The 23,416-nt window shown below is 29.3% G+C and carries 25 protein-coding genes and 2 rRNA genes (1 of these 27 only partly in view); 2 read left to right on the top strand and 25 right to left on the bottom strand.

Features of this window, described 5'->3' with window-relative positions:
• Positions 1-215: 215 nt before the first annotated feature.
• The 7 genes from CK556_RS01070 to CK556_RS01045 form a co-directional block, all read right to left on the bottom strand.
• Entirely contained in the window at positions 216-407 is a 192-nt protein-coding gene (locus CK556_RS01070; protein ID WP_027875236.1) for a hypothetical protein, read from the bottom strand.
• Between the two features lie 6 nt (positions 408-413).
• A complete protein-coding gene (locus CK556_RS03855) occupies positions 414-578 on the bottom strand; it encodes a hypothetical protein (protein ID WP_156923119.1) in 165 nt (54 codons plus the stop codon).
• A gap of 293 nt (positions 579-871) precedes the next feature.
• Entirely contained in the window at positions 872-1,210 is a 339-nt protein-coding gene (locus CK556_RS01065) for a hypothetical protein (protein ID WP_027875235.1), read from the bottom strand.
• Between the two features lie 7 nt (positions 1,211-1,217).
• On the bottom strand, positions 1,218-1,580 hold the full coding sequence (gene rplT, locus CK556_RS01060; protein WP_027875234.1) for a 50S ribosomal protein L20: 363 nt from the start codon (positions 1,578-1,580) through the stop codon (positions 1,218-1,220).
• Positions 1,581-1,603: 23 nt separating this feature from the next.
• On the bottom strand, positions 1,604-1,798 hold the full coding sequence (rpmI, locus tag CK556_RS01055) for a 50S ribosomal protein L35 (protein ID WP_027875233.1): 195 nt from the start codon (positions 1,796-1,798) through the stop codon (positions 1,604-1,606).
• 31 nt (positions 1,799-1,829) lie between these two features.
• A complete protein-coding gene (gene infC / locus CK556_RS01050) occupies positions 1,830-2,372 on the bottom strand; it encodes a translation initiation factor IF-3 (protein ID WP_027875232.1) in 543 nt (180 codons plus the stop codon).
• Positions 2,373-2,550: 178 nt separating this feature from the next.
• Positions 2,551-3,024, bottom strand: coding sequence for a PTS sugar transporter subunit IIA (locus CK556_RS01045; protein WP_027875231.1), 474 nt, complete (start codon positions 3,022-3,024; stop codon positions 2,551-2,553).
• A gap of 185 nt (positions 3,025-3,209) precedes the next feature.
• Here CK556_RS01045 and CK556_RS01040 point away from each other — a divergent pair, with 185 nt between their 5' ends.
• Complete coding sequence (locus CK556_RS01040) at positions 3,210-4,283, top strand: formate/nitrite transporter family protein (protein ID WP_027875230.1); 1,074 nt, start codon at positions 3,210-3,212, stop codon at positions 4,281-4,283.
• A gap of 11 nt (positions 4,284-4,294) precedes the next feature.
• Here the strand turns inward: CK556_RS01040 and CK556_RS01035 are convergent, their stop codons facing one another.
• The 9 genes from CK556_RS01035 to thrS all read right to left on the bottom strand — a co-directional run bounded on the left by CK556_RS01035 (position 4,295) and on the right by thrS (position 14,109).
• Complete coding sequence (locus tag CK556_RS01035) at positions 4,295-4,480, bottom strand: hypothetical protein (protein WP_027875229.1); 186 nt, start codon at positions 4,478-4,480, stop codon at positions 4,295-4,297.
• A gap of 3 nt (positions 4,481-4,483) precedes the next feature.
• Positions 4,484-5,425 carry an ABC transporter permease gene (locus tag CK556_RS01030; RefSeq protein ID WP_027875228.1) on the bottom strand — a complete coding sequence of 314 codons (942 nt, stop codon included), beginning with the start codon at positions 5,423-5,425 and terminating at the stop codon, positions 4,484-4,486.
• On the bottom strand, positions 5,425-6,456 hold the full coding sequence (locus CK556_RS01025) for an ABC transporter permease (RefSeq protein WP_027875227.1): 1,032 nt from the start codon (positions 6,454-6,456) through the stop codon (positions 5,425-5,427). Before CK556_RS01025 ends, CK556_RS01030 begins: the two co-directional genes overlap by 1 nt.
• Positions 6,446-7,732: an ATP-binding cassette domain-containing protein gene (locus tag CK556_RS01020; RefSeq protein WP_027875226.1), complete on the bottom strand. Its 1,287-nt coding sequence runs from the start codon at positions 7,730-7,732 to the stop codon at positions 6,446-6,448. Before CK556_RS01020 ends, CK556_RS01025 begins: the two co-directional genes overlap by 11 nt.
• 125 nt (positions 7,733-7,857) lie before the next feature.
• Complete coding sequence (locus CK556_RS01015; protein ID WP_027875225.1) at positions 7,858-10,029, bottom strand: PTS fructose transporter subunit IIABC; 2,172 nt, start codon at positions 10,027-10,029, stop codon at positions 7,858-7,860.
• 9 nt (positions 10,030-10,038) lie between these two features.
• On the bottom strand, positions 10,039-10,974 hold the full coding sequence (pfkB, locus tag CK556_RS01010) for a 1-phosphofructokinase (RefSeq protein WP_027875224.1): 936 nt from the start codon (positions 10,972-10,974) through the stop codon (positions 10,039-10,041).
• A 14-nt stretch (positions 10,975-10,988) separates the two neighbouring features.
• The gene (locus CK556_RS01005) at positions 10,989-11,681 is read right to left on the bottom strand and encodes a DeoR/GlpR family DNA-binding transcription regulator (RefSeq protein WP_027875223.1); all 693 of its coding nucleotides are present in this window, start codon (positions 11,679-11,681) and stop codon (positions 10,989-10,991) included.
• A gap of 142 nt (positions 11,682-11,823) precedes the next feature.
• Positions 11,824-12,132 (bottom strand): thioredoxin, encoded by a 309-nt coding sequence (trxA, locus tag CK556_RS01000; protein ID WP_027875222.1) that lies wholly within the window; start codon positions 12,130-12,132, stop codon positions 11,824-11,826.
• A 42-nt stretch (positions 12,133-12,174) separates the two neighbouring features.
• Entirely contained in the window at positions 12,175-14,109 is a 1,935-nt protein-coding gene (thrS, locus tag CK556_RS00995) for a threonine--tRNA ligase (RefSeq protein WP_027875221.1), read from the bottom strand.
• Positions 14,110-14,434: 325 nt separating this feature from the next.
• On the opposite strand from thrS, the gene CK556_RS00990 reads away from it, so the two are divergent.
• Positions 14,435-14,695 carry a hypothetical protein gene (locus CK556_RS00990; protein ID WP_027875220.1) on the top strand — a complete coding sequence of 87 codons (261 nt, stop codon included), beginning with the start codon at positions 14,435-14,437 and terminating at the stop codon, positions 14,693-14,695.
• Positions 14,696-14,742: 47 nt separating this feature from the next.
• Here CK556_RS00990 and pyk read toward each other — a convergent pair whose 3' ends face one another.
• From pyk to CK556_RS00945, 9 genes are all read right to left on the bottom strand, one after another.
• Positions 14,743-16,179, bottom strand: a complete 1,437-nt coding sequence (gene pyk / locus CK556_RS00985) for a pyruvate kinase (RefSeq protein WP_027875219.1) — start codon at positions 16,177-16,179, stop codon at positions 14,743-14,745.
• A 49-nt stretch (positions 16,180-16,228) separates the two neighbouring features.
• Positions 16,229-17,200 (bottom strand): 6-phosphofructokinase, encoded by a 972-nt coding sequence (gene pfkA / locus CK556_RS00980; protein ID WP_027875218.1) that lies wholly within the window; start codon positions 17,198-17,200, stop codon positions 16,229-16,231.
• A gap of 124 nt (positions 17,201-17,324) precedes the next feature.
• Complete coding sequence (locus CK556_RS00975; protein WP_027875217.1) at positions 17,325-18,161, bottom strand: SDR family oxidoreductase; 837 nt, start codon at positions 18,159-18,161, stop codon at positions 17,325-17,327.
• A 16-nt stretch (positions 18,162-18,177) separates the two neighbouring features.
• Positions 18,178-19,017, bottom strand: a complete 840-nt coding sequence (locus CK556_RS00970) for an SDR family oxidoreductase (RefSeq protein ID WP_036246480.1) — start codon at positions 19,015-19,017, stop codon at positions 18,178-18,180.
• Positions 19,018-19,090: 73 nt separating this feature from the next.
• Positions 19,091-19,585 carry a MerR family transcriptional regulator gene (locus CK556_RS00965; RefSeq protein WP_027875215.1) on the bottom strand — a complete coding sequence of 165 codons (495 nt, stop codon included), beginning with the start codon at positions 19,583-19,585 and terminating at the stop codon, positions 19,091-19,093.
• Between the two features lie 8 nt (positions 19,586-19,593).
• Positions 19,594-20,556: a GMP reductase gene (locus CK556_RS00960; RefSeq protein ID WP_027875214.1), complete on the bottom strand. Its 963-nt coding sequence runs from the start codon at positions 20,554-20,556 to the stop codon at positions 19,594-19,596.
• 108 nt (positions 20,557-20,664) lie between these two features.
• On the bottom strand, positions 20,665-21,507 hold the full coding sequence (locus CK556_RS00955) for an HAD family hydrolase (RefSeq protein WP_036246477.1): 843 nt from the start codon (positions 21,505-21,507) through the stop codon (positions 20,665-20,667).
• Positions 21,508-21,589: 82 nt separating this feature from the next.
• Positions 21,590-21,697 (bottom strand): 5S ribosomal RNA (gene rrf, locus CK556_RS00950).
• Positions 21,698-21,762: 65 nt separating this feature from the next.
• Positions 21,763-23,416 (bottom strand): 23S ribosomal RNA (locus CK556_RS00945); it runs 1,256 nt beyond the window's last position.

Here is a 23,416-nt window from a genome sequence, read left to right as displayed (position 1 = left end):
GTCACCAATTCTAACAATATTTGGTACTTTAACTCATATGTTAAGTACAAAAATTTCATTTATTTTTGTTGTTTTTTCCGTGTGTTTTGTGATTTGTTACCAAAATTATTTATTTGTCAAAATTCTAATCGATAACCTGCTGCAATAGCAAAATATAAATCATTTTCTATTTGAAAAATAGTTGTACCTTTTCAATCTGTTAAACGATTAGAATTTTAACTTTCATCAACTATAACTCCTGAAGTATAAATTTCTTGCCCTAAACCATGAGAAACAAAAAATCCTATTCAGCTATAACGTATCAAATTTTCATCTTTATCTACATCATTGCTATCTTGATTTAACAAAATAGCATCTCTTAGAGTTAATACAAAAACAACATCACTTTTTTCAAAAAAATTTACCATCTTTATCTATTCAAACTGAACCGCTCATGCAAAAGCAATATTTTGACCCTTAAAATCTTTAAAATGCTTATCTTTTTTAATTTTGTAATCTTTTTGAGTTCATGTATTTAAATCAGGAGAAGTCATTTCAATTCATCCTGATGGAAAATCTTTTCCATCCCTAAAAAGCATTGAAACTGTAATATAAATTATCTTTTTTATTATATAAGATAGAACAAGGGTCATTTGTGAAAGTATTTAATGAGGCATCAATTGTGTTAGTCGGTGAATATCAATTAATAGGGCGATCTTTAAACTCATCATAACTATTTTTTGACAAGAAACCACACTTAGCGGTGCAACTATTGATAGTGAAATTGTAGTTAAACCAAATAATATTTTACTGATTAATTTATTTTTGAACACAATTTCCCTTTCTTTAATTTAAAGTTTTCAATTAAAAAAAGATGCAAAGCATCTTTAAATTAATAATCTTCAGGAGCCATTCAACCAACCATTTTTATTTTTTTAATTAGTTTTGTTGAGTCCATTTTTTTTCTATTTTGCACGCAGTTAGCATGCACACCAATATAATTTTCAATCTCTAATACTGGTTTTTTTGCATTAATTAAATCAATAACTCAAGCATTTTCAATTTTACTATCTTTTTCGTTAATTTTAAATTCCATTGGAAATTTGCAAATATAACAAAGTCTAAATTCTTTTGAGTCTCTATTTTGAATAATTGGACAATTTTGTCAAGTTTCAAAATATTCTTGTTTAGTAAAAATAACTTGATTTGTTTTTTGATCTATTTTAGCCATAAATTTATTATTTTGAAGTTAATGCTTTATTTGCTGCATCAACCAATAATTTAAATTGTTCTGGGTTTGAAATAGCTAATTCTGATAACATTTTACGGTTAACATCAATGCTTGCTAATTTTAATCCATTCATAAATCTTGAGTATGATAAACCATAAGGTCTAACTGCTGCATTAATACGTACAATTCATAATTTTCTGAAATCACGTTTCTTTTGTTTACGCCCGATAAAAGCGTAAGCCATTGAACGAACTACTTGTTCATGCGCTTTTTTGTATGAAGAATGTTTAGTTCCATAGTAACCTTTTGCACGCTTAATTCAACGTTTTCTTCTTGCTCTAGTTACTTTTCCAAATTTAACTCTTGCCATAACTTATTTACCTTTTACCTTTCTTATTTTTGTAATAAACCCTTAAAACGTTTCATGTCTGTTACATGAACGATTGTTGATTTTTCTAAGTGACGTTTTTGTTTTGTAGTTTTACCTGTAGCACGGTGAGATCTGTAAGCTTTACCTCTTTTTAAAGTACCGTTTTTCTTAGCAATAACTCTTTTTGCTAATGATTTTTTTGATTTCATTTTTGGCATAATACTTAATTTCCTTTCAATACTTTTCTAATTATTTCTTTGGCACAACATACATGTCTAAGAATCTTGAAGTTAATTTAGCTTCTTTTTCAATTTTAGCTATATCCTCAATTTCTTTATAGAATTTGTCTAATGTTTCTTTTCCTAAATCCATGTATGCAATTTCTCTACCCTTAAATTTTAAAGAAATCTTAACTCTATCCCCAGCCTCTAAAAACTCTCTAGCTTTTTTGGCTTTTGTTACTAAGTCATGTTGACCAATATTAACAGTCAATCTAATTTCTTTATTTTCAACCTTAACCTGATTTTTCTTAGCTTCTTTGTTTTTCTTTTGTTGTTGATATTTGAATTTACCATAGTCTAAAATTTTACAAATTGCTAATCCATCTGGTTGTTGACCGACTTGCATCAAGTCTAGACCTTTTTCTTCAGCTAATTGAATAGCCTCATTTCTTTTTAGAGGTCCTAACTTTTCACCATTATCACCTATTATTAAAACTTCTCTGGCTCTAATAAATGTGTTAATCGGGTCTTGATTTTTTATAGGTTTTGAATTGTTTCGTCTTTGATCCATCTAATACTCCTTTGGATAAATAAAATGTGTGCCGTCAAAAAATTAGATAGCACACAGTATAATATTTTTATATTATTGTTTCAACCACTTCACTATTCGTTGGTGGTGAGCTTGTGCTTCTTTTTCTTTAACAAATAAATTATATCAAATAAACTAATAATTTGTAAATTATTTTTTATTAACCAACAGTTGCGATTAATTCACCTTTTTTAACTTTTCCCATTTTAACAATAGTTATTGTTTTTCCATTTGGGTTAGTTACAATAATTGGTGTTGTTATTGAAGGAACTTTAGGTTTAACGAATTTTAAATCCACTTTAACCATCGGATCTCCTTGTTTAACTTTATCTCCTTGTTTAACGAAAGATTCAAATCCTTCCCCTTCAAGATTAACTGTATCTAATCCAATGTGAACTAAAACTTCAACACCAGATTTTTCTCTAAATCCATAAGCATGTTTTGTTGGGAACACACTTGCTAATTCAGCTGTCATTGGTGAAACAAAATCACCATTTGCAGGAACGATAGCTAAACCGTCTCCCATCATTTTTCCGCTGAAAACTTCATCTTCAACTTTGTCTAATCCAACTACTTCTCCATCAACTGGTGCGTAGATTTCAACAGATTTGCTTTTTTTGCTAAATAATCCCATGTTTATTTCTCCTCTTTTAAAACTAATTAGGCTAATAAAATTATATCACTTTATATTGTCTATGATAAATCATCAAATATAATTTATATTAAAAAATAAAAAAAATATCAAAAATTTATTTCCTCTAATGTATTATTAAAATAGAAAATAATTTTTAAAAAAGAAAATAGAGAGAAAAAACATTTATGAAAATTACAAAAAAAGTGCTACTTAAAAAAGAGCATTTAACTGATGAAGAAAAAATTCACAAGTACAAAAATGAGATTGAAACTTTAGAACAAGTTGATTATTCTCCACTTTACAGCCAAGACGTTGCTTATCATAACTATGGATATATTCATACGTTTAGAGTTATATCTGATGGATTAAGATTAGCAAGTATGAAGCAATTTATGGCAGGAGTTTTAGCAGGTATATGAATTGGTTTAGTTTACGCAGCTGTTGCATATGCAACATTCTCAATAAATAATCAGTCTATTACTAGGTTATTAACAGGAGCTGTATTTGGTTGTGTTATCTTACTTATATCATTTTTAGGTGGTGGATTTGTTACAGCCCATATGTGATATAACAGAACAATGTTTAAAAAAGTTGAAAGATGATCCATTTTTTTAAAAGCTTGTGGTCTAGTTTATGCGGGTAACATTGTTGGAATAGGTATTTTTGCAATTATATTCCAATTATCTGGAGCATTAGAGCATACAGTTTTAAAAGATGCGAGTGGCGAAATTATTAAAACTCTTGGTGATCATATTTATAGTTCATTTGGTTCAGCTAAGTTATATGAAATCGGAACAGCAATTAATGCTGGAGAAACATTAACAGCAGGGGAAATTTTTAAAACAATAGGTTATGTATTAGCAAGTGCGGTATTATGTAACTTCCTAATTTGTTTGGCTACACAAGGTTCAAAATCTGCTAAAGGAAATACAGTTGCAGCAATGGTTATGTATTTCTTAATCTTATTTTTCTTTGCAATTGCTGGTTATCAACACTGTGTTGCAAACTGATTTGGTGCATGAATGTTAATTCTTAGAGTTATATCAGATCCAAATGCAAAAAATGCTAATATGGCTTGAGCGTTTGTAGCATTCAACATTATACCTGCGATTTTAGGTAACTTCATTGGTGCATTAATTATTGGAACTTTTATGGGGTTATTTAACAAAGAATTTGATGTATTGTTAGTTCAAGAAGCAAGAATGAAATTTTTAATTGAAGAAATTGAAAGAATTGAAAATAAAAAAATAAAAAAATAATCTCATTGAGATTATTTTTTTTGACCTCTTAAATCACCTAATACATCTTGCATGCAATCATGACAATAATATAACGTAATTCTTTTATAAACTGGTTCAGTTGTTAACCATTTATTTGTTGTTGAGTTAACATCTAAAACCTTTTCTGAAAATGAAGAACTTGCTTCATTTTTACAATTTGTACTATAACACTTCATAATCTAATCCTTTTGCCTTCTATCTTCTCTTAACCTTTTTAAAAACTCAATATCATTTGTTTCGTTAATTGTTTTGATATATTGTTTTGATTCGGTTCTTAATCTTTTAATTTTATTTCTAGATCTAAATTTGTAATTTGAATCTATTACTCTTTTTGTTACTAAAGAAATTATATACCCACTTATTGTAAAAATTGCTAAAAAGTATGGTAATCATTTTATTTCTTTAAATCCAAAATCAACATTTATATTAATAGCGTCATTTATATAATGGAAGTTTTGAGCATTGACAAAACCAGCCTGAACTATGTTTATTGAATATCTAAACGGGTGTAAATAAAGAATATAGTTTAATCATTTTTGCTCAATAATTACTTGGAATGGAAAACCTAATCCCAAAAAGTACATTGTTGAAAAATAAATTAGTAACCCTATCATAATTGCTCATTTTGAATTTGCAACAAAAGTATATAAAAACAATGCTAGTACATAGCATGTACCTCAACAAATTATTAAGCCAAATAACATCATTAAAATATTCATGTTCTTAATATATGCTATTTGAGCAGGGAATAATGCTATTGAAATAGCAAATAAAATTAAGCATATTAATAAAGTTGAAACAAAATTAAATGCTAATAAGGAAGTATGTTTTGTTTTGTTGCTAATATTACTCATATTAAGTTTATCATTAAAATTTTTGTCTCTTCAATCAATAATTGTTCTAAGGTATATATACATTGAGTTTCTTGTCATGGCAACACAAATACCAGAAACTAATAAAAATGGGTCGTTATTCTTAAAAGCTAATCAACATAGCATTGTATAAAGCGAAATAAAAACTCCTAGAAAGATATTTAAAGGATTTTTAAATCATGACTTAACTTGAATAACAAATAGCATACTAAAAACTTGATACTCTTTTTTAATTTTTTTTGTATTCATTAGTCTTTACCCCTTTTCTTATTACTATTAAGTTTTACTTTTTGGGGGCTTTTTGTTTTAACTTTTTTATATTCCAAACCTGCTATGCTAATTAATTCTTTTAATTCATCAATTGAATTTGTTTTTTTAATTAATTCAATGTTATTAATGTGTTTTTTTACACCTTTATATTTTGAATACTTTCTTGTACCAAATTGATAATTATTTTTTAATCTTAAATAAAATAAAGATATAAAAACTAGTATTCATAAAAGTGAAATTAATGCAGGAAGTCATCATCCCATTCCTCCATATCCAAATCCATGAATACCTAGTCAAGTGTTCGAATCAACACCTGGGAATGCCATATTACTTGCTGAACCTACTCATGCTGCTTGCATTAAATGAATTGTATACCTATGGGGTGCAAAATAAGTTAGTATATTAATTGACGGAATTTGGCCAACTACATTTCATGGAATTCCTAAACCCAAAAGATACATTGGTCCAAAATAAGAACATAAGGAAATAATTAAAACATATTCTTTATTTTTAAAAGTTGTTGATAAAAATAAAGCTATTACATTTGAAAGCAAAATATTTAAAATGAAACCAATAAAAAATGGGACTCATTCAACATTTGTTATAACTTGTCTTTGAGAATTAAATAACATAGCCAAAGAAATTAATAAAATTGTAACAATAATATTTACAATTCAATTGAAACATAATATAGAAGTATATAAAGTTTTTTTTGAAATTGGAGTTGTTAACAAATTTCTAACAAATCTTGTTTCCCTTCAATTAGCTAAAGTTAAATTTAAATTATATTGTGAATTTCTAATTGATGAAATACCAATAGCAGAAGCTAAAACGAAACTATCAGCTAATAATCCTGATTCAACATTGTGAGGCTTGAAAGCAACCCAGCACAACATCGTTACTGTTGTTAGAACAAAACCTAAAATTATGTTAATAGGATCAGTAATATAATTAAACGTTTGTGCCTTCAACAATCTAACAAAAATTCTAAAACTATTATTAGATTTCATTGTTTTCAACCTCTTTTTGAGATTTAGTTTCTAAACTTTTATTAATTTTATTTTGCTTTTTAAATTGTTGTTTTAATATTTTTCTTCTTATTATCTTTTGTTCTTCTCGAATATATTTTTCTTTTAGTTTTTCTAATTGTTTTTTTTCTGATTCAGACATTGTAATACTTAAAACATCTCCATTAACAATAACCTTATCATTTGCAAATGTTCTTTTTAATTCTTTATTTAAAAACTTTTCAATTGAACTTAAAGTTTTATGATACTTTTTATATTTATAATTTATTGTTAATGAATTAATTAATTTAATAGTCATTTTAATTTTTTTCGAAATAATTCTAATTGAGGTTTTATTAATATAAGAAATAGATAAATTATCTATACTTGTTTTTAGATCTAAGATAGCAAAATAAACTTCCTTTAATCTATTCAAGACTTTTTCATTGTGATTCTGTTGATTTTCCAAGTCCTCAATAATAATTTGCAATGAATTTGAGTAAGTCTCAGTTTTTGTATTCATTGTTGAAAAAAATTTACTTTTGTTTTTAAGTTTTTTTTCAGCTACAATTTCTTCTTTAAAAATTGATTTAGTATAATCCATAACAGATTTATACTCTTTTTTAACTTCCTTGATTGATAAATCTTCAAATATTTCTCCATCATTCAAGTAAATAACTCTATCTGTTAAATTTTCTAAAAAATAATAACTTGGATGATTTAAAACTAGTGTATTTCCGTCTGCTAAATATTCTTTAAAAAAATTAGTTATCTTTTCTTCATATTTAAAATCTATATCTGATGATAATTCATCTATTAGAACCAATTCAGGCTTTGAAATAAATGATAAAAATATTGCATAAACTTGCAATCTTACAATTGATAATTTTGATAAATACTTTTCTTCGATTTCATTTACTCCAAAAACATGTTTTAACTTGTTTACTCATTCTAAATCTGTCATATCATAAATTTTAATTCATAAATCATTTATATCTTTAACTTTAAAACCATTTGGTCATGCTTGTTCTCTCTTTTGCAAACCAATTGCTTTCAAAATGTTTTCCTCATCAAAATTATAGTTGATTGTACCTGTTGTGTTTTTTAAGTTATTTCCTATTATTCTCAATAGAGTTGTTTTACCACTACCATTTGATCCAAGTAAAGAAACGCATTCTCCACGATACAGTTTTAGATCAACTTTTTTTAATGCCCAAACATTTTTATTATAAATTTTTGAAACATTATTCAACTCAACTATTGGTGTTTTTTGATTCATTAATCTATTTACCTTTTTGTCCTTTCAGATTTTTTCTCTCATTTATAAAATATTTTACTCTTAAACTTAAAAATGTTAACTTTTTGGAAACAAAAAAACCCTATTTCTAAGGTTTTTTATAAATTTTAATTAACTATAACTAATTTTCCTTTTTTAATGTCATATGATTTTCAGAATCCTAATATTGTTGCCATTACAACTGTACCTACAACTATTGATAAAATGTATAATCCTACACCTAAACCAATCGCTGTACCTGATTGTAAATCAACTAATCCAGATTTTAGAAGAGGGAATACTGCTATCCCTCCATGAGGAGCACCTAAAGTTATTTTAAATGCTCCAACCATTAATCCAGTAATTGTTCCACCAGCCATCGCTGATAGCGAAATTCTTTTTGGATCAGTAACCATAAACGGAATCGCACCTTCTGAAATAAAGAATGCTCCCATTAATCAGTTAGCCTTTGCCGAATCTTTTTCTTTTTGAGTTCAAGCTTTTCTAAAAATTAATGTACATAAGGCAATACCTAATGGTGGAACCATTCCACCAGCCATAGCTGCTGCCATTGTAAGTGTGATTAGAGGGTCACTACCTAATCCACCTGAAACTGAAAGTACACCAGTTACGTATGCAATTTTGTTAATAGGTCCACCCATATCAACACACATCATAAATCCTAAAATTGCCCCTAATAAAATTAGTAAATTATGTTCAGCTAATAATTTTAAGAATTGTTGTAATCCATACATTGTATAACCTAAAGGAATATTTAACGCAAACATTGCTAAAGAAATTCCTAAAAGTGATAATAACGGGATTAAAACTATATCTCTAATACCATGAAATGATTTTTTGAATTTTTTAAATGCTACTGTTAAACCAAATACAATTAATGCAGCAACATATGCTCCAACCATACCACCAATAAATCCTGATTGCATTGGAATATCAACAGGAATTAGTCTAGTTCATAATCCTGATCAACTACCAGGTGTCCCATAAGCAACCCCCCCTAGTCCATCAGCAAATACTCCGGCTATAAACCCTGGCATTAATCCTTGAGGACCAACAATAGTATAAGAAATATAACCTGCAAGAATAGGAACCATTAACATCATTCCTGTTTTACCAATTGCTGTAAATCAACCTGCAGTTAAACTATGCGTACCAAAGTCTCCCATCCAGGCATTAACTCAATCTGTACTACCTATACTCATAATTTGTTCTGGTGTTAAGGTATTTCCGGTCTCATTTAGAACATGTGTAGGTCAAACATTTGCTAATCATCCTGTATATCATTCAGCTGGCATAACTGGTGGATTACCATTACCCATCGCAAAGTCAATCAGGAATCCTATTCCTAAGATGATTCCTCCCGCAACAACGAATGGAAGCATTCTTGAAACTCCAGCAAGTAAATTACCTTTAACTTGAGCAAATTTCTTTAGTGAAAAATCATCTCCTGCTTCATCATCTTTTGAACTAACGTTTTTAGCAGTAATAGTTTTTTCATTTTTTCCGAAGTCTTGAATTAATTCTTTTCCATTAAAAATAGCATCCTTAGTTGTTGTATCAATAATTTGTTTACCACTAAATCGTCCCATTCCTTGAATGTTTTTATCATGAGCTAAAATAATAACTTTTGCATTATCAACATCTTCTTGAGATAACTTATTTTCTGTTCCTCTACGTCCTTGAGTTTCAATTTTTACACTTAAACCTAACTCTGTAGCATATTCAATTAATTTTTCTTCTGCTAAATAAGTATGTGCTATTCCTGTTGGACATGCTGTTATACCAATAACATCATATTTACCTTCTTTAGCTTCTACTCTTTTTGCTTCACTTTTGTTATTAAAAGCAACTTGTAAAGCTTTGAAGCTTTTTGCTTTTCTTAATGCTTCTTGAAATTCAGATTTCATTAAGAATTTTGATAAATCTGCTAAAGCACCTAAGTGAGCTTCACCTTTTTCATCATTAGTTGCAATCATAAAAATTAAATCTACTGGTTTGTTATCAAAACTTTCTCAGTCAATCGGTGATTTTAAACTTACAAAAGCAATACAAGGTTCTTTAACAGTATCATTTATAGCATGAGGAATTCCAATTCCATCACCCATTCCTGTTGAAGCCTCGCTTTCTCTTTTTAAAATTGCATCTTTAAAGTCTTTTTTATTAGCTATCATTTTTTCATTTGATAGTTTTTCAACTAAGAAATTTATAACTTCTTGTTTTGATTTTAAATCTGCCTGAAAGACTGAAACTTTAGATTTAAATAAATCTTTTAATTCCATATTGTTCTCCTATTTTATTTTTATAACAGATACTTGTTCTTTAAGGTTTAAGATATCTTCTTTTAAACCTAGTCATTCTGTAAATGCTGTTGCCCCACCAGCAGCAGCCCCAAATCTTAAACATTCTTCTATGGTTAATTTTTTATAAATTCCATATGTAAAACCTGCAATCATACTATCACCAGATCCTACTGAATTTACTAATTCTCCCTTAGCAATTCCTACTTGATATATTTCGTCAGTACTTGTAAAGAAATAACTTCCTTTACTTCCTCTACTTAATAAAACATTTTGCGCACCCATTTGCTTTAGATTTTTTACCATTTCACAAATTTCATTAAATGAATATTCTTTAAACGGTAAATTTAATATTTCACAAATTTCTTCAATATTGGGTTTTATTAAATATGGTTTAGCCTTAATTCCATTTATCATACTTTTTTTAGAAGTATCCAAAATGAATAATGCATTCTTTTCATTTGCTATATTTCCGATTTCTTCATAAATATTATCTTGTAATCCGCTTGGAATACTTCCAGCTGCTACCAAAATATCTTCAGGTTTTAAATTAACTCTTAAGAAATCTTTTAATTCATTTATTATTTTTTCACTAACACTTGAGCCCAAACCATTTAATTCAGTTTCTTCTGCCTTAGCAAGATTTTTTATTTTCAAATTTGTTCTTGTCAAACCTTTATTAATAAAAAAAATGTTCTTTAGATTATTTTCTTCAAATTTTTCTAAAAAAGGTGCTTTATTATTTGAACCTAAAATACCAGTTGATAAAACTTCTGCCTTTAAATTGTTTAAAACTATTGAAACATTGATTCCTTTACCACCAATAACCATATATTCATTATTGTAGTAATTAGTTTCGCCAATTTTAAATCCATTAGTTTCAATAATATGATCAAGTGCAGGATTTAACGTTACTGTATAAATCATTTTATTTCCTCTTTTTATATTATTTTAATTAATTCTTTGTCTGCAAATTTATAGAATGATTTTCTATAAAATTTACTTGAGTCAGCTAATCCAAAGCTTTCTCTTGAATTTTTAATTACTTCTACTTTTATTTGTGCATGTTCTGGACTAGTTGTATAAATATTTCCTTCTTCATCAACTGCGTTTATACCTAAAAATGCCTTATCAAAATTGTAATTTTTTAAAGCTTCAATAGCTTCAAAGCCTAATATAGCTCCAGTTACATTTGTAAATTTACCACCTAATAAGTAAACATTTTGGTGGCCCTTTTTAATAAGCTCTAAGACATTGTAAATTGAATTTGTAACTATTTGCAAATTTAACTCAGCTTTTAAATTTTTAGCTATAAAGTAACCATTTGAACCTGAGTCAATAAAAATCGAATCATTTTTATTTATAAACTTAATTGCTTTTTTAGCGATTTCTTCTTTTTCTTTAACATTATCTTTAATTTTCTTTTCAAAAAAGTCTTCGTAGATAAATGATGGCTCTTTATATTCAACTCCTCCATGCAACTTAATAATCTTTTCTTCAGTTTCTAAATCCTGAAGATCTCTTCTTAAAGTTGTTAAAGGAATTAACAATTCATTTGAAAGGGTTTCTATTGAAACTATTTTCTTTCCTTTTAAATAATTTAAAATGTTATTTTGTCTTTGTTTCTTAATCATAAAAAACCCTTTCTAATTTCATGTTACCAAAAAAAACCAAAAAAAACCAAATAACTAAATTAGTTTTTTAAAAAGTTACTGTTTATTTTAAATTATATGGATTTTTTTCCAAAATAAAAGACCAACTAGTGGTCTTAATAAACTATTTAATGAAATTATCTAATTTTGTTGGATCCATAAATCCTACATTCTTTTTAGTTTCTTTACCTTCTTCAAATAACATTAAAGTTGGAATAGACATTACTTGGTATTCTTTAGCAACTTCAGGAACTAAATCAACATCTAAATCTACAAACTTAACTCCTTGAGTTTTTTGTGCAAGCATGTGTACTAAAGGCATTTGCATTTTACATGGTCCACATCATGTAGCATTGAAATCTACAAATGTTTTTCCTTCGCTAATAATTTTATTAAATTCTTCCTTTGTTGTTACTTTTATCATTTCTGCCATAATATTTTTTCCTTTTCTATGCATATTTAAGTTTAACTCAAACTATTTTTTATTACAAATAATATCTAGTATCATATTTTTAAATTCTTGTAATTTAATAGTTATTTGTTCTTCACTTCCATATTTACGGTATGTTACTGATTTATCTTTTCTTTCTTGATCACCAATAACTAACTGATATGGGATTTTACTTGTTTGAGCATCACGTATTTTATAACTTAATCTTTCATCTCTTAAATCAACATGTGTTCTAATAAAGTCTTTTTTAAATAGTTTTCTTATTTCATTTGCATATTCATTATTCTCTTGACTTCCAACTGGGATAATTTGAATTTGGTTTGGTGCTAATCATAAAGGTAAAACACCTTTTGTTTGCTCTAATAATGTTGCTATGAATCTTTCATAAGTTCCAATCAACCCTCTATGAATCATTATTGGGGTTTTAAATTCTTGATTTTGGTCAATGTAAGTTACATCAAATTTTTTCGGTAATAAAAAGTCTAGTTGAATTGTTGAAACAGTAATTTCATGATTTTGAGCAGTTTTAATTTGAATATCTAACTTAGGCCCATAAAATGCAGCTTCTCCAATACATTTTTTATAATCAATATTTAAATCTTGTAAAACCTTTTCAAGCGCTGCTTCAGCTTCATCTCACATTTTGTCATCTTGATAATATTTAACTTTGTCTTCAGGGTCTCTTAAACTTAAACTTAAATAATCAATTTGAATATTGAAAGTTTGAAGAACCTCATTAATCATTTTATAAATTGATTTAAATTCTTCTTCAACTTGATCTGGTCTAACAAATATATGACTATCTGTTAATTCCATTGCTCTTACACGCTCTAAACCAGTTAAACTACCACTTGATTCATATCTGTGTTGTAAAGCATGTTCAGCAATTCTTAAAGGCAAGTCTCTATAACTTCTTTGTTCTTGTTTATAAACAGCCACATGATGAGGACAATTCATAGGTCTTAAAATAAATTGCTCATCACTCCCACTACCACCATTAAAAGGTTGGAACATATCTTCACCATAGTGATCTCAGTGCCCTGATTTTTTATATAGTTCTACTGTACCAATAACTGGTGTTGTAACGTTAATAAAATCATATTCTCATTCTTTTTCTTTAAGATATTTTTTTATCTCTTCTTTAACAATTGTTCCATTTGGCATTCATAACGGTAATCCTGGTCCAACTAAATGGTCAAAGCCAAATATTTTTAATGTTTTATTAATTATTCTATGATCTCTACTTCTTCTGTCCTCTAAAATTTCTTTTTTATTGTTTAATGCATCAATACTATCAGCAGCCATTCCGTGAACTTTTTGCAACATAATATTTTCTGAATCATTTAATCAATATTCACCTGTTAATTGCTGAACTTCAATTATTTTGATTGCTTTTAAATTTAAAGCAATCGGGTGTTTTGAAACTATTGAAGTATTATTTAAAGTGTAAATAGATACACTACCATAAGTTTCAAACATTTCCTTAGCTAAATATTTTTGATATTCTGAAGTTGCAAATATTTCTTCAGCTTCTTTTAAGTCAACATTTTTTACTAAAATTGAATCATTCTTAATTATTTGATTTACTTTATTTTGAATAGCTTGTAATTCTTCTAAGCCAATTCTTGGTGAAACTTCAAAAGTGATTCCATATTCTAATTCATCTTCTTTATAAAGCACTTTTGCCAATTTAACATCTTTATACAATTCTGAAATAGCAACACCTGTAACAAAGGCAGCAGTATAATTTACAACCTTATAAAAATCATCATGTCTACTTGTTATTAGTTCTAAAGTTGAATCCTTTTCAATTACATGGTCTACAGAAACATATCTACCATTTACTTTTGCTGCAATTGTGGCTTTTTTTAAACTTATTGCTATTGCTTCTGCAATTGATTTAATATTCATTGCTTGATCAAATTCTTTAATTGACCCATCTAATAATTTTATTTTCATATTCTCCTCCTTAAAAAACAAAAACGCTCCTATAACACTTAGGAGCGTTAATTAACGCGGTACCATCCTAATTCATATTTAACATACTGCTAAATACCTCAATTTTGGTTTATCGCACCCAACGTAACATTATTTAATTGGTAGTAATAACTATTTATCTTTATTGTTTTTCAGCAACCAACAACTCTCTTTAAAAGAATCAATAGTATCGTGTCCAAAAATGTTAATTAATATTCACTTTTCAAAAATAATTATACATACTTTTAGCTATATTTAAAAGTTATACAATTAAATTACTTGAAAAAATAGAAGGAAAAATGTAAGTATGGAAAAAGAAGGGATTTTAAAGAAATTTTATGCTACATTCTCAGAAAATAATTTTGAAAAAATGAATAGTTTATATTCAAATAAAGAAATATTTAATGAAGGCATATTTAAGAATTTAAATTATAAAAAAGTAACAACAATGTTAAAATTATTGCTTTCAAATAAAAAGGAATTAAAGCTTGAAGTTAATTATAAAAATAAAAAAGGTCAAAAACAACTAGAGAAAAATAACAGCATAATTTTGCTAATTAAAAAATAAATGACAAGCGATTAATTACTTGTCATTTATTTTTTTGTTTTCACTAATTAAGCAACAGTGATTTCACGAATATCTTTGTTTCTTACAACTAAGATTTTTGATCCTTCTTTTGCTCCTCATAATTTAGCAATTTTTGAGATTTCAGTATTGTTTTCTTCTAATTCTAATAAGTTAGCTGTTTTATTCATAAAGATTGAATGTCATACACCGAATGCAGTTCATAATCTTTCTGATTCACTAACTCCTAAAATAGTTACGTTTGGTCTAAATTTTGAAATTGTTTTTAATAAAGCTCCAGTTCTTGATAAAACAACAGCAAATTCATATTGTCCATCACGAGTTCTTTCTGCTAAATCCATTGCGATATCTGCACGTGGACCACTTGTAGTTTTTTTAGCATTTTCTAATTGAGTTTGGTAGTAAGCTTTTTTGTAGAATTCAATTTCAGCGCGTTTGTTAATTGTAGCCATTGTATTAACAGTAATAAATGGGTAGTCTCCAGCAGCTGATTCTCCAGATAACATAGTTGCATCTGCTCCTAATTCAGTAGCGAAATAAACGTCAGTTACTTCTGCTCTTGTAGGCGCTGGGTTTTCTGTCATAGTTTCTAACATTTGAGTAGCAACGATAACAACTTTACCAGCTTCACGACATTTTCTAATAATAATTTTTTCTCAGTATGGTACGTCATAGTAAGGGATTTCTAACCCTAAATCTCCACGAGCAATCATAATTCCATCAGAAGCTTCAATAATTGCATCAATGTTGTCAATTCCAACTTGTGATTCAATTTTTGAAATAATTTGAATATCTGATCCATTAGCTTCTGCTAAAATATCACGGATTTCTTTTACGTTTTCTGCAGAGTTAACAAATGATGCAGCGATATAATCAACACCTTGCTCAACTCCATATTTAATATCATTAATATCTTTTTCAGCTAAGAATGGCATTGAGAAATCAACACCTGGTAAGTTTACACGTTTGTTTGTTTTAACTAAGTGGCTATTGAAAGCTATTGCTTTAACAATACCTGGTTTAACTTCTTCAACTGTCATTTCTAATTTACCATCATCAATTAAAATTGTATCTCCAATTTTTAAGTCAACTGACATGTCATAAGCAACAGTCATTTCTCCTGATAAACATTCTTTATTTTTAAATGATTCAGCATCTGTGTAAATAGTAATTGGTTGGTTAGCATTTACTTCTTGTTTTCCATCTACAAATTTACCAACACGAATTTCTGGTCCTTTTGTATCTAATAAAATAGAAACTGGTTTTCCTAATTCTTCTCTAACTTTTTTAGCTCCAGCAATTCTGTAACCTTGTTCTTCAAAATCACCATGTGAAAAGTTTAAACGAATTGTTGTCATTCCATTTTCGAATAATTCTTTTATTTGCGCTGGTTCGTTTGTTGATGGACCAGTTGTAGTAATAATTTTAGTACGTTTTACACGCGCTTGTAATTCTTTCTTGTTCATTTATTTTCTCCTATGTACTTTTTCAATATATATTTTAAATTATTTTTTCCTATTTTGATATCTTTGCGTTTAATAATCTTATTTTTTTAATAAATTCTGTTTTATCTGGTTTTGGCATATTTAATGTTGATTCAATGTCTCTAGCTACTAATTTGTTATCACTTAGCCCAATATATAGACCACCTTTACCTTCAATTAATTTTTCAACCGCATAAATTGCAGCAGTGAAAGCTAAATAGCGATCCATCCCTGAAGGATGTCCACCCCTCTGAATATGCCCTAAAACTGTAGCTCTAGTTTCATACCCACTAGCTTCTTGAACTTTTTTAGCTAAATCATGAGAATCAAATTGTTTTTCACTTACTAAAATAATTAGACTTCTTTGTTTAACATCTGCCATTTTTTTAGCTTGTTCGCAAATTTCTTCAACTGATAATTTGCTTTCACTTGGTGAAAATATTTCTGCTTGAGTTGCAATAGCTGCATAAGTTACTAAATCTCCACAGCCATTACCCATTACTTCAATAACAGCTGCACGATTGTGTGATTGCATAGTATCGCGAATTTTTTCAACTGCTTCAATAACAGTGTTCAATGCAGTATCAAATCCAATTGTATAATCACTTGAAACAATATCATTATCAATTGTTCCTGGTAAACCAATACAGTTAATTCCCATTTCAGTTAATCTTTGGGCTCCCATGTAACTTCCATCTCCACCAATAACAACAAGTGCTTCAATATTATGAGATTTTAATTGTTCAACAGCCTTTTGTCTAACCGTCTCTTCTTTAAATTCTGGTAATCTAGCCGAACCTAAAACAGTTCCACCCTTTGAAATAATTTCTAAAGCAAATTTAGAATCTAATTTTTCAAATCAACCATTAATTAAACCCTTATATCCGTCTCTTACACCATAAACTTCAATACCTTGTGCTTCAGCTGCCTTAACAACTCCAGCAATTGCATTATTCATTCCAGGTGCATCTCCTCCTGAAGTTAAAACTCCAATTCTTTTCATATTATCCCTTCTTTCATAAAATTAAGAATACTTATTAATTATACTAAAAACCTTATTTATTACTTTAACTTTATTTAATAAAAGATTAAATAAATAATAAAAAACCAACATAGTTGGTTTTAGCTTATCTAACGTGTAAATCTGTTGCTTCAGTTTTGATAGTTTCCATGTCTTCTCTAATTTGTTTTATTTTTTCTTCAGCGTATTGATATGAATCTCTACCAGTGAAAATATGAATTGGAGGAACATTTTCATTTTTAGTAATATTGATAACGAAATCACAATATCTTTCTGGATCTCCATCTTGTTGTTTGTCAAATGATGCTAAATTATTAAATCATTCATCTCTGCCCTCTTTGTAATCAGCAATTGTTTCTTCACCAGTGATTAGTGATCCAGAACTTAAAAAGTTTGTTCTAAATCCACCTGGTTTAATACATGAAACAGTGATACCAAAAGGTTTTAGTTCATGACTAATTGATTCTGTTCAACCATCAGTTGCAAATTTAACGGCTGCATAAGTACTATTATAAGGAACACCTACATATCCTCAAATTGATGAAGTTGTAAATATATGTCCATATTTTTGTTTACGCATTACTGGTAAAACTGCACGAGTAACATTAATTGTTCCAAAAAAGTTTATTTCAAAACAATCTCTAATTTGTTGATCTGTTGATTCTTCAAATGTTCATAGTTGACCATATCCAGCATTGTTTAACAAAATGTCAATTGTTCCAAACTTAGCAACAGTTTGCTCAACAGCTGTATCTATTTCCTTCTGATTTGAAAGATCTACTTTTAAAGCTAATAAGTTTTCATTTGCCCCTAATTCATCAATTAATTTTTGGGGATTTCTAGTAGTTGCAGCTACTTGATGTCCTTGCTCTAAAAGTTTTTTTGTTATCCCTAAACCAAATCCTTGACTTGCTCCGGTAATAAATCATACTTTATTTTTCATTCTTATTTATCCTTAATTAATTTTCAAAATGTAAATTAGTTGCTTGAGCTTCTAATTCATCCATATCTTTTTGAACTGCAGCAATTTTGTTTTTAGCAATTTCATAAGAATCTCTACCTGCAAAAATGTGCATTGGAGGAACTGAATCTTTTTCTGTTAATCCAATAATAAATTCTGCATATTTTTGTGGATTTCCATCTTGGTAACCATTTCATGATTTAACTGTGTTAACTCATTCATCTCTACCTGCTGCATATTCTTCAATTGTTGATTTACCAGTTTGTAATGAATCTGATGTTAAGAAGTTTGTTCTTACTCCACCAGGTTTAATACTTGAAATACTAATTCCTACAGTTTTTAATTCATGGCTAATTGATTCTGCGAATCCATCTAAACCAAATTTAACAACAGCATACACACTATTGTAAGGAACAGTACCATATCCTCAAGCTGATGAAGTAATATAAATGTGTCCATGTTTTTGTTTACGCATTACTGGTAAAACTGCATGAGTAACATTTAAAGTACCAATTAAGTTAGTTTCGATGTTTCCTTTTATGTCTTCCATATCTGTTTCTTCAAAAGTTCACATTTGTGAATAACCTGCATTGTTTAATAAAACATCGATTTCTCCAAATTTTTCAACTCCTGATTTAACTGCACTTTCGACAGCTTTTAAATCTTTAATATCTACTGATAAAGCTAATAAGTTTTCATTTGTCCCTATTGCTTCTTCTATTTTAGATTTATTACGACTTGTCGCAATAACTTTATGCCCTCTTTTTAATAATTCTTTAGTAACTACTAGTCCAATTCCTTGTCCGGCTCCTGTTACAAATCAAACTTTATTTTTCATATTTAAATCTCCTTTATTTGATTACAAAATTAATTGTAAAACATTATAGTTACTATAAGGCAAGCAAAAAATATTATTTTAGTTTTTTTTCAATTATTTCTTGAAAATTAACTGGATTCCATTCATCAAGTATATTCTCTTCAAGAATCTTTTTATAATGCTTTTCTTTGCTTGTTAGAAGCTCTAATTCAGACTGAAGTCCTTTAATTTTAAAAACTAAATCTTTCTTTTGATCTTGAATTATTTTCAATCTTTGTGGAACAGTTGAGTCACCTTCCATACAAAGATTAATATATTCTTTAATATTTTTTATTTCCATTCCAGCTGATCTTAATAAGAAAACCATTTTAAATCACTGTAAATTTTCAACAGTTACATAGCGATAGTTATTATCTTCTCTTTCAAAAAATGGAAGTAAGCCTTTAGAATCATAAAATCTAATTGTTTGTTCTGAAACATCAAAAATAGTTGCTATTTCTTTTATTCCTAGTTTTTGCTTATTTAGAGATTTGATATTATTTTTAGCAAGTTCATTGTCTTGTATTATTGTTTTATTTATATTATTCATAAGTTTAATTAAAAATTGCTTGTTTTTAAAATAACGTAATCAACATTTTTAATGGCTTTTAGTTTTTTACCACCAGCATATGAAATTGAAGATTGTAAATCCTCTTGCATTTCTCTGTATGTGTCCATTAACTTACCACGTACTTTAATAAGTTCTTTTTTCCCTTCTACATATCTTTTTTCACCTTTATTATATTCACTAGCACTACCATAGTATTCTTTATATAAAATATCATTAACAACAACATTTTTGCCAGGTGATTCTTCATGAGCAGCAAATAAGCTACCAATCATACACATTGTTGCTCCAAACCTAATTGATTTTGCTATATCTCCATTGACTCTTAATCCACCATCAGCAATTATTGGTTTTGTAGCTGCTTTACTACATCATTTTATAGCTCCAAGTTGTCAACCACCTGTTCCAAAACCTGTTTTTAGTTTTGTAATACAAACTTTACCAGGACCAACTCCAACTTTTGTTGCATCTGCTCCTCAATATTCTAAATCTCTAACAGCTTGTGGTGTTGCTACATTACCAGCAATAATAAATGTACTATCAGACATATACTTTCTTATATGTTCAATCATCTCTCTAACACTATTAGCATGCCCATGAGCTATATCAATAGTTATATACTCTGGAATTAAATCTAATTTACTTAATTCTTCAATTAATTTAAAATCTTGTTTTTTTACTCCAACACTAATTGATGAAATTAAACTTTTACTTTTCATTTTTTTAATAAATGAAATAGCATCAAAATCAAATCTATGCATAACATAAAAATAACTTTGTTCAGCAAGTTTTTCACTAATTTCTTCATTTATAACGGTTGCCATGTTCGCAGGCACAACTGGCATTTTAAAAGTAAATTTACCTAAAGTTACTGATGTATTACATTCACTTCTTGAGTTAACAATACATTTATTTGGTATTAACTGAATATCTTCATAATCAAAAGCGTACATGTTTTATTCCTCTTTTTTTCTTTTATATTGTTATTATAAAATAAAAAAATATCATTTCATAAAGAAATTAAGAATCCTTAACCATGAGTTAGTAATAGGATTCTTAATTTATTTTTTATTTATTATTTTTTCATTAATATATTTTGCTACACCATCATCATAGTTTGGGTAATCTGTTATATCATAAGCATTTTCTTTAAGTTCTTCTAAAGCATTTTGCATAGCAACACCATAATCAACTGCTGCAAGTAAAGCAAAGTCATTATAACTGTCACCAAAACCATATGTTACAAATTTGCCAGTATTATTTAAATATTTATTTATAATATCAACTGCATAACCTTTATCAATATCTTTAGGAGCTATACTTACAACTCTATTGTGATAATTATCAATTCTATATTGTTCACCATATTTATTTTTAATTTTATTAAAATGGTGTAAATATGCCTCCAAATTTGTTCCTTTTTTTGTAATTATTGAAATGCTCACAACATCTTCAATGATTTCTCTATAACTTTTAATAACTTTAAATTCTTGTTCCATTATTTCTGCTCATTTTTTTGTATTTTCTGATTCTCCAAAAGAATAAATTACATTTTCACATGAGAAATTAACTTTACATTCTTTGTCTTCATCATTTTCTGAATAATATAATTCAAAAACCTCTTTAATCATTTTTTTATCAATAATGCTATTTAAAATATATTGATTAGTTTTAAAGTCATAAATTTGAGCTCCATTATTACCTGCAATAATGCCTCCAAGTTCATCAATTTTTAGTTGTTTAGCTATGCTTTTTAAATTTTTTAATGTTCTTGCTGTAACTGGTATTAAATAATTACCATTTTCATATACATCTTTTACTGTATTAATTGTATATTCAGAAAATTTGTAATCATCAAATAATAAAGTTCCATCACAATCACTAAATGCTATGAATTTTTTCATATCTTGACCTTTCAATTTAATAATATGTTTAAGTTATTTTATCAAATATAAAATAAAAAAGAACCTTAATGGTTCTTTAATAAACTGGCAGCGTTCTATTTTCTCACAATGCAATATTTTCGACGCTATAGAGCTTAACTTCTGTGTTCGGTATGGGAACAGGTGTGACCTCTATGCTATGACCACCAGATCATTTTTATAAATTGTTCTCTGAAAACTGGATACTAGATGATTACATATTCAATTGCTTCTTTTTTCTAAAATTCTCTCGATCTATTAGTAATGGTTAGCTTAATGCCTCGCGACACTTACACATCCATCCTATCAACCTCATAGTCTATAAGGGATCTTACATTCTAAAGAAATGGGAAAATTCATCTTAAAGGAGGCTTCTCGCTTAGATGCCTTCAGCGATTATCCGTTCCACACATAGCTACCCTGCTGTGCCACTGGCGTGACAACAGGAGCACCAGAGGTGTGTCCATTCCGGTCCTCTCGTACTAGGAACAGCTCTCTTCAATTTTCCTACGCCCACAACAGATAGGGACCAAACTGTCTCACGACGTTCTGAACCCAGCTCGCGTACCGCTTTAATGGGCGAACAGCCCAACCCTTGGAACCGACTACAGCTCCAGGATGCGATGAGCCGACATCGAGGTGCCAAACCTCCCCGTCGATGTGAACTCTTGGGGGAGATCAGCCTGTTATCCCCGGGGTAACTTTTATCCGTTGAGCGACGGCCCTTCCACTCGGGACCGCCGGATCACTAAATCCTACTTTCGTACCTGTTCGACTTGTAAGTCTCACAGTCAATCACACTTATACTTTTGCGCTCTATGCATGATTTCCAACCATGCTGAGTGTAACTTTGAGCGCCTCCGTTACATTTTAGGAGGCGACCGCCCCAGTCAAACTACCCACCAGACACTGTCCTTAACCCGGATAACGGGTCGAAGTTAGAAATCCAATATAACGAGGGTGGTATTCCAAGGTTGACTCCACTGGCCCTAGCGGTCCAGCTTCAAAGTCTCCCACCTATCCTCTACACGTTATACCAAATTTCAATATCAAGTTATAGTAAAGCTCCACGGGGTCTTTCCGTCTAGTTGCGGGTAACCGGCATCTTCACCGGTACTAAAATTTCACCGAGTCTGCAGCCGAGACAGCGAAGGGATCATTACGCCTTTCGTGCGGGTCAGAACTTACCTGACAAGGAATTTCGCTACCTTAGGACCGTTATAGTTACGGCCGCCGTTCACCGGGGCTTCAATTCGAAGCTTCGCTTGCGCTGACTTCTCCTCTTAACCTTCCGGCACTGGGCAGGCGTCACCCCCTATACTTCGTCTTACGACTTAGCAGAGAGCTGTGTTTTTGCTAAACAGTTGCCCCTCCCTCTTCACTGCGGCTCAACATAGTTGAGCACTCCTTCTTCCGAAGTTACGGAGTTATTTTGCAGAGTTCCTTAGCTACAGTTATCTCGCTTACCTTAGGATTTTCTCCTTGACCACGTGTGTTCGTTATAGGTACAGGCTACTAGTTATTAAGTTAGAAGCTTTTCTTGGAAGCGTAGGGTCATGTACTTCGTTACTAGGCGAACCGTTCACTCCTCATAACACTTCAGCGTTTAATACAACACGGATTTGCCAATGTTGCCGCCTTTGTGCTTAACCCAGGACATCCATCACCTGGGATACACTACCTTTCTCCGTCACTCCATCACTAACTAGCAGGTACAGGAATATCAACCTGTTGTCCATCGACTACGCCTTTCGGCCTCGCCTTAGGTCCTGACTAACCCTGGGTGGACGAACCTTGCCCAGGAAACCTTGGTCAAACGGTATGAATGATTCTCACATTCAAACGTTACTCATGCCGGCATAATCACTTCTAATCGTTCCACCAGTCCTCA

The organism is Mesoplasma chauliocola (genome assembly GCF_002290085.1).
Taxonomy (GTDB): Bacteria; Bacillota_I; Bacilli_A; order Mycoplasmatales; family Mycoplasmataceae; genus Mesoplasma; species Mesoplasma chauliocola.
Note: the sequence above shows the minus strand (reverse complement) of the source record. Positions and strands in the feature narration are given on the sequence as shown.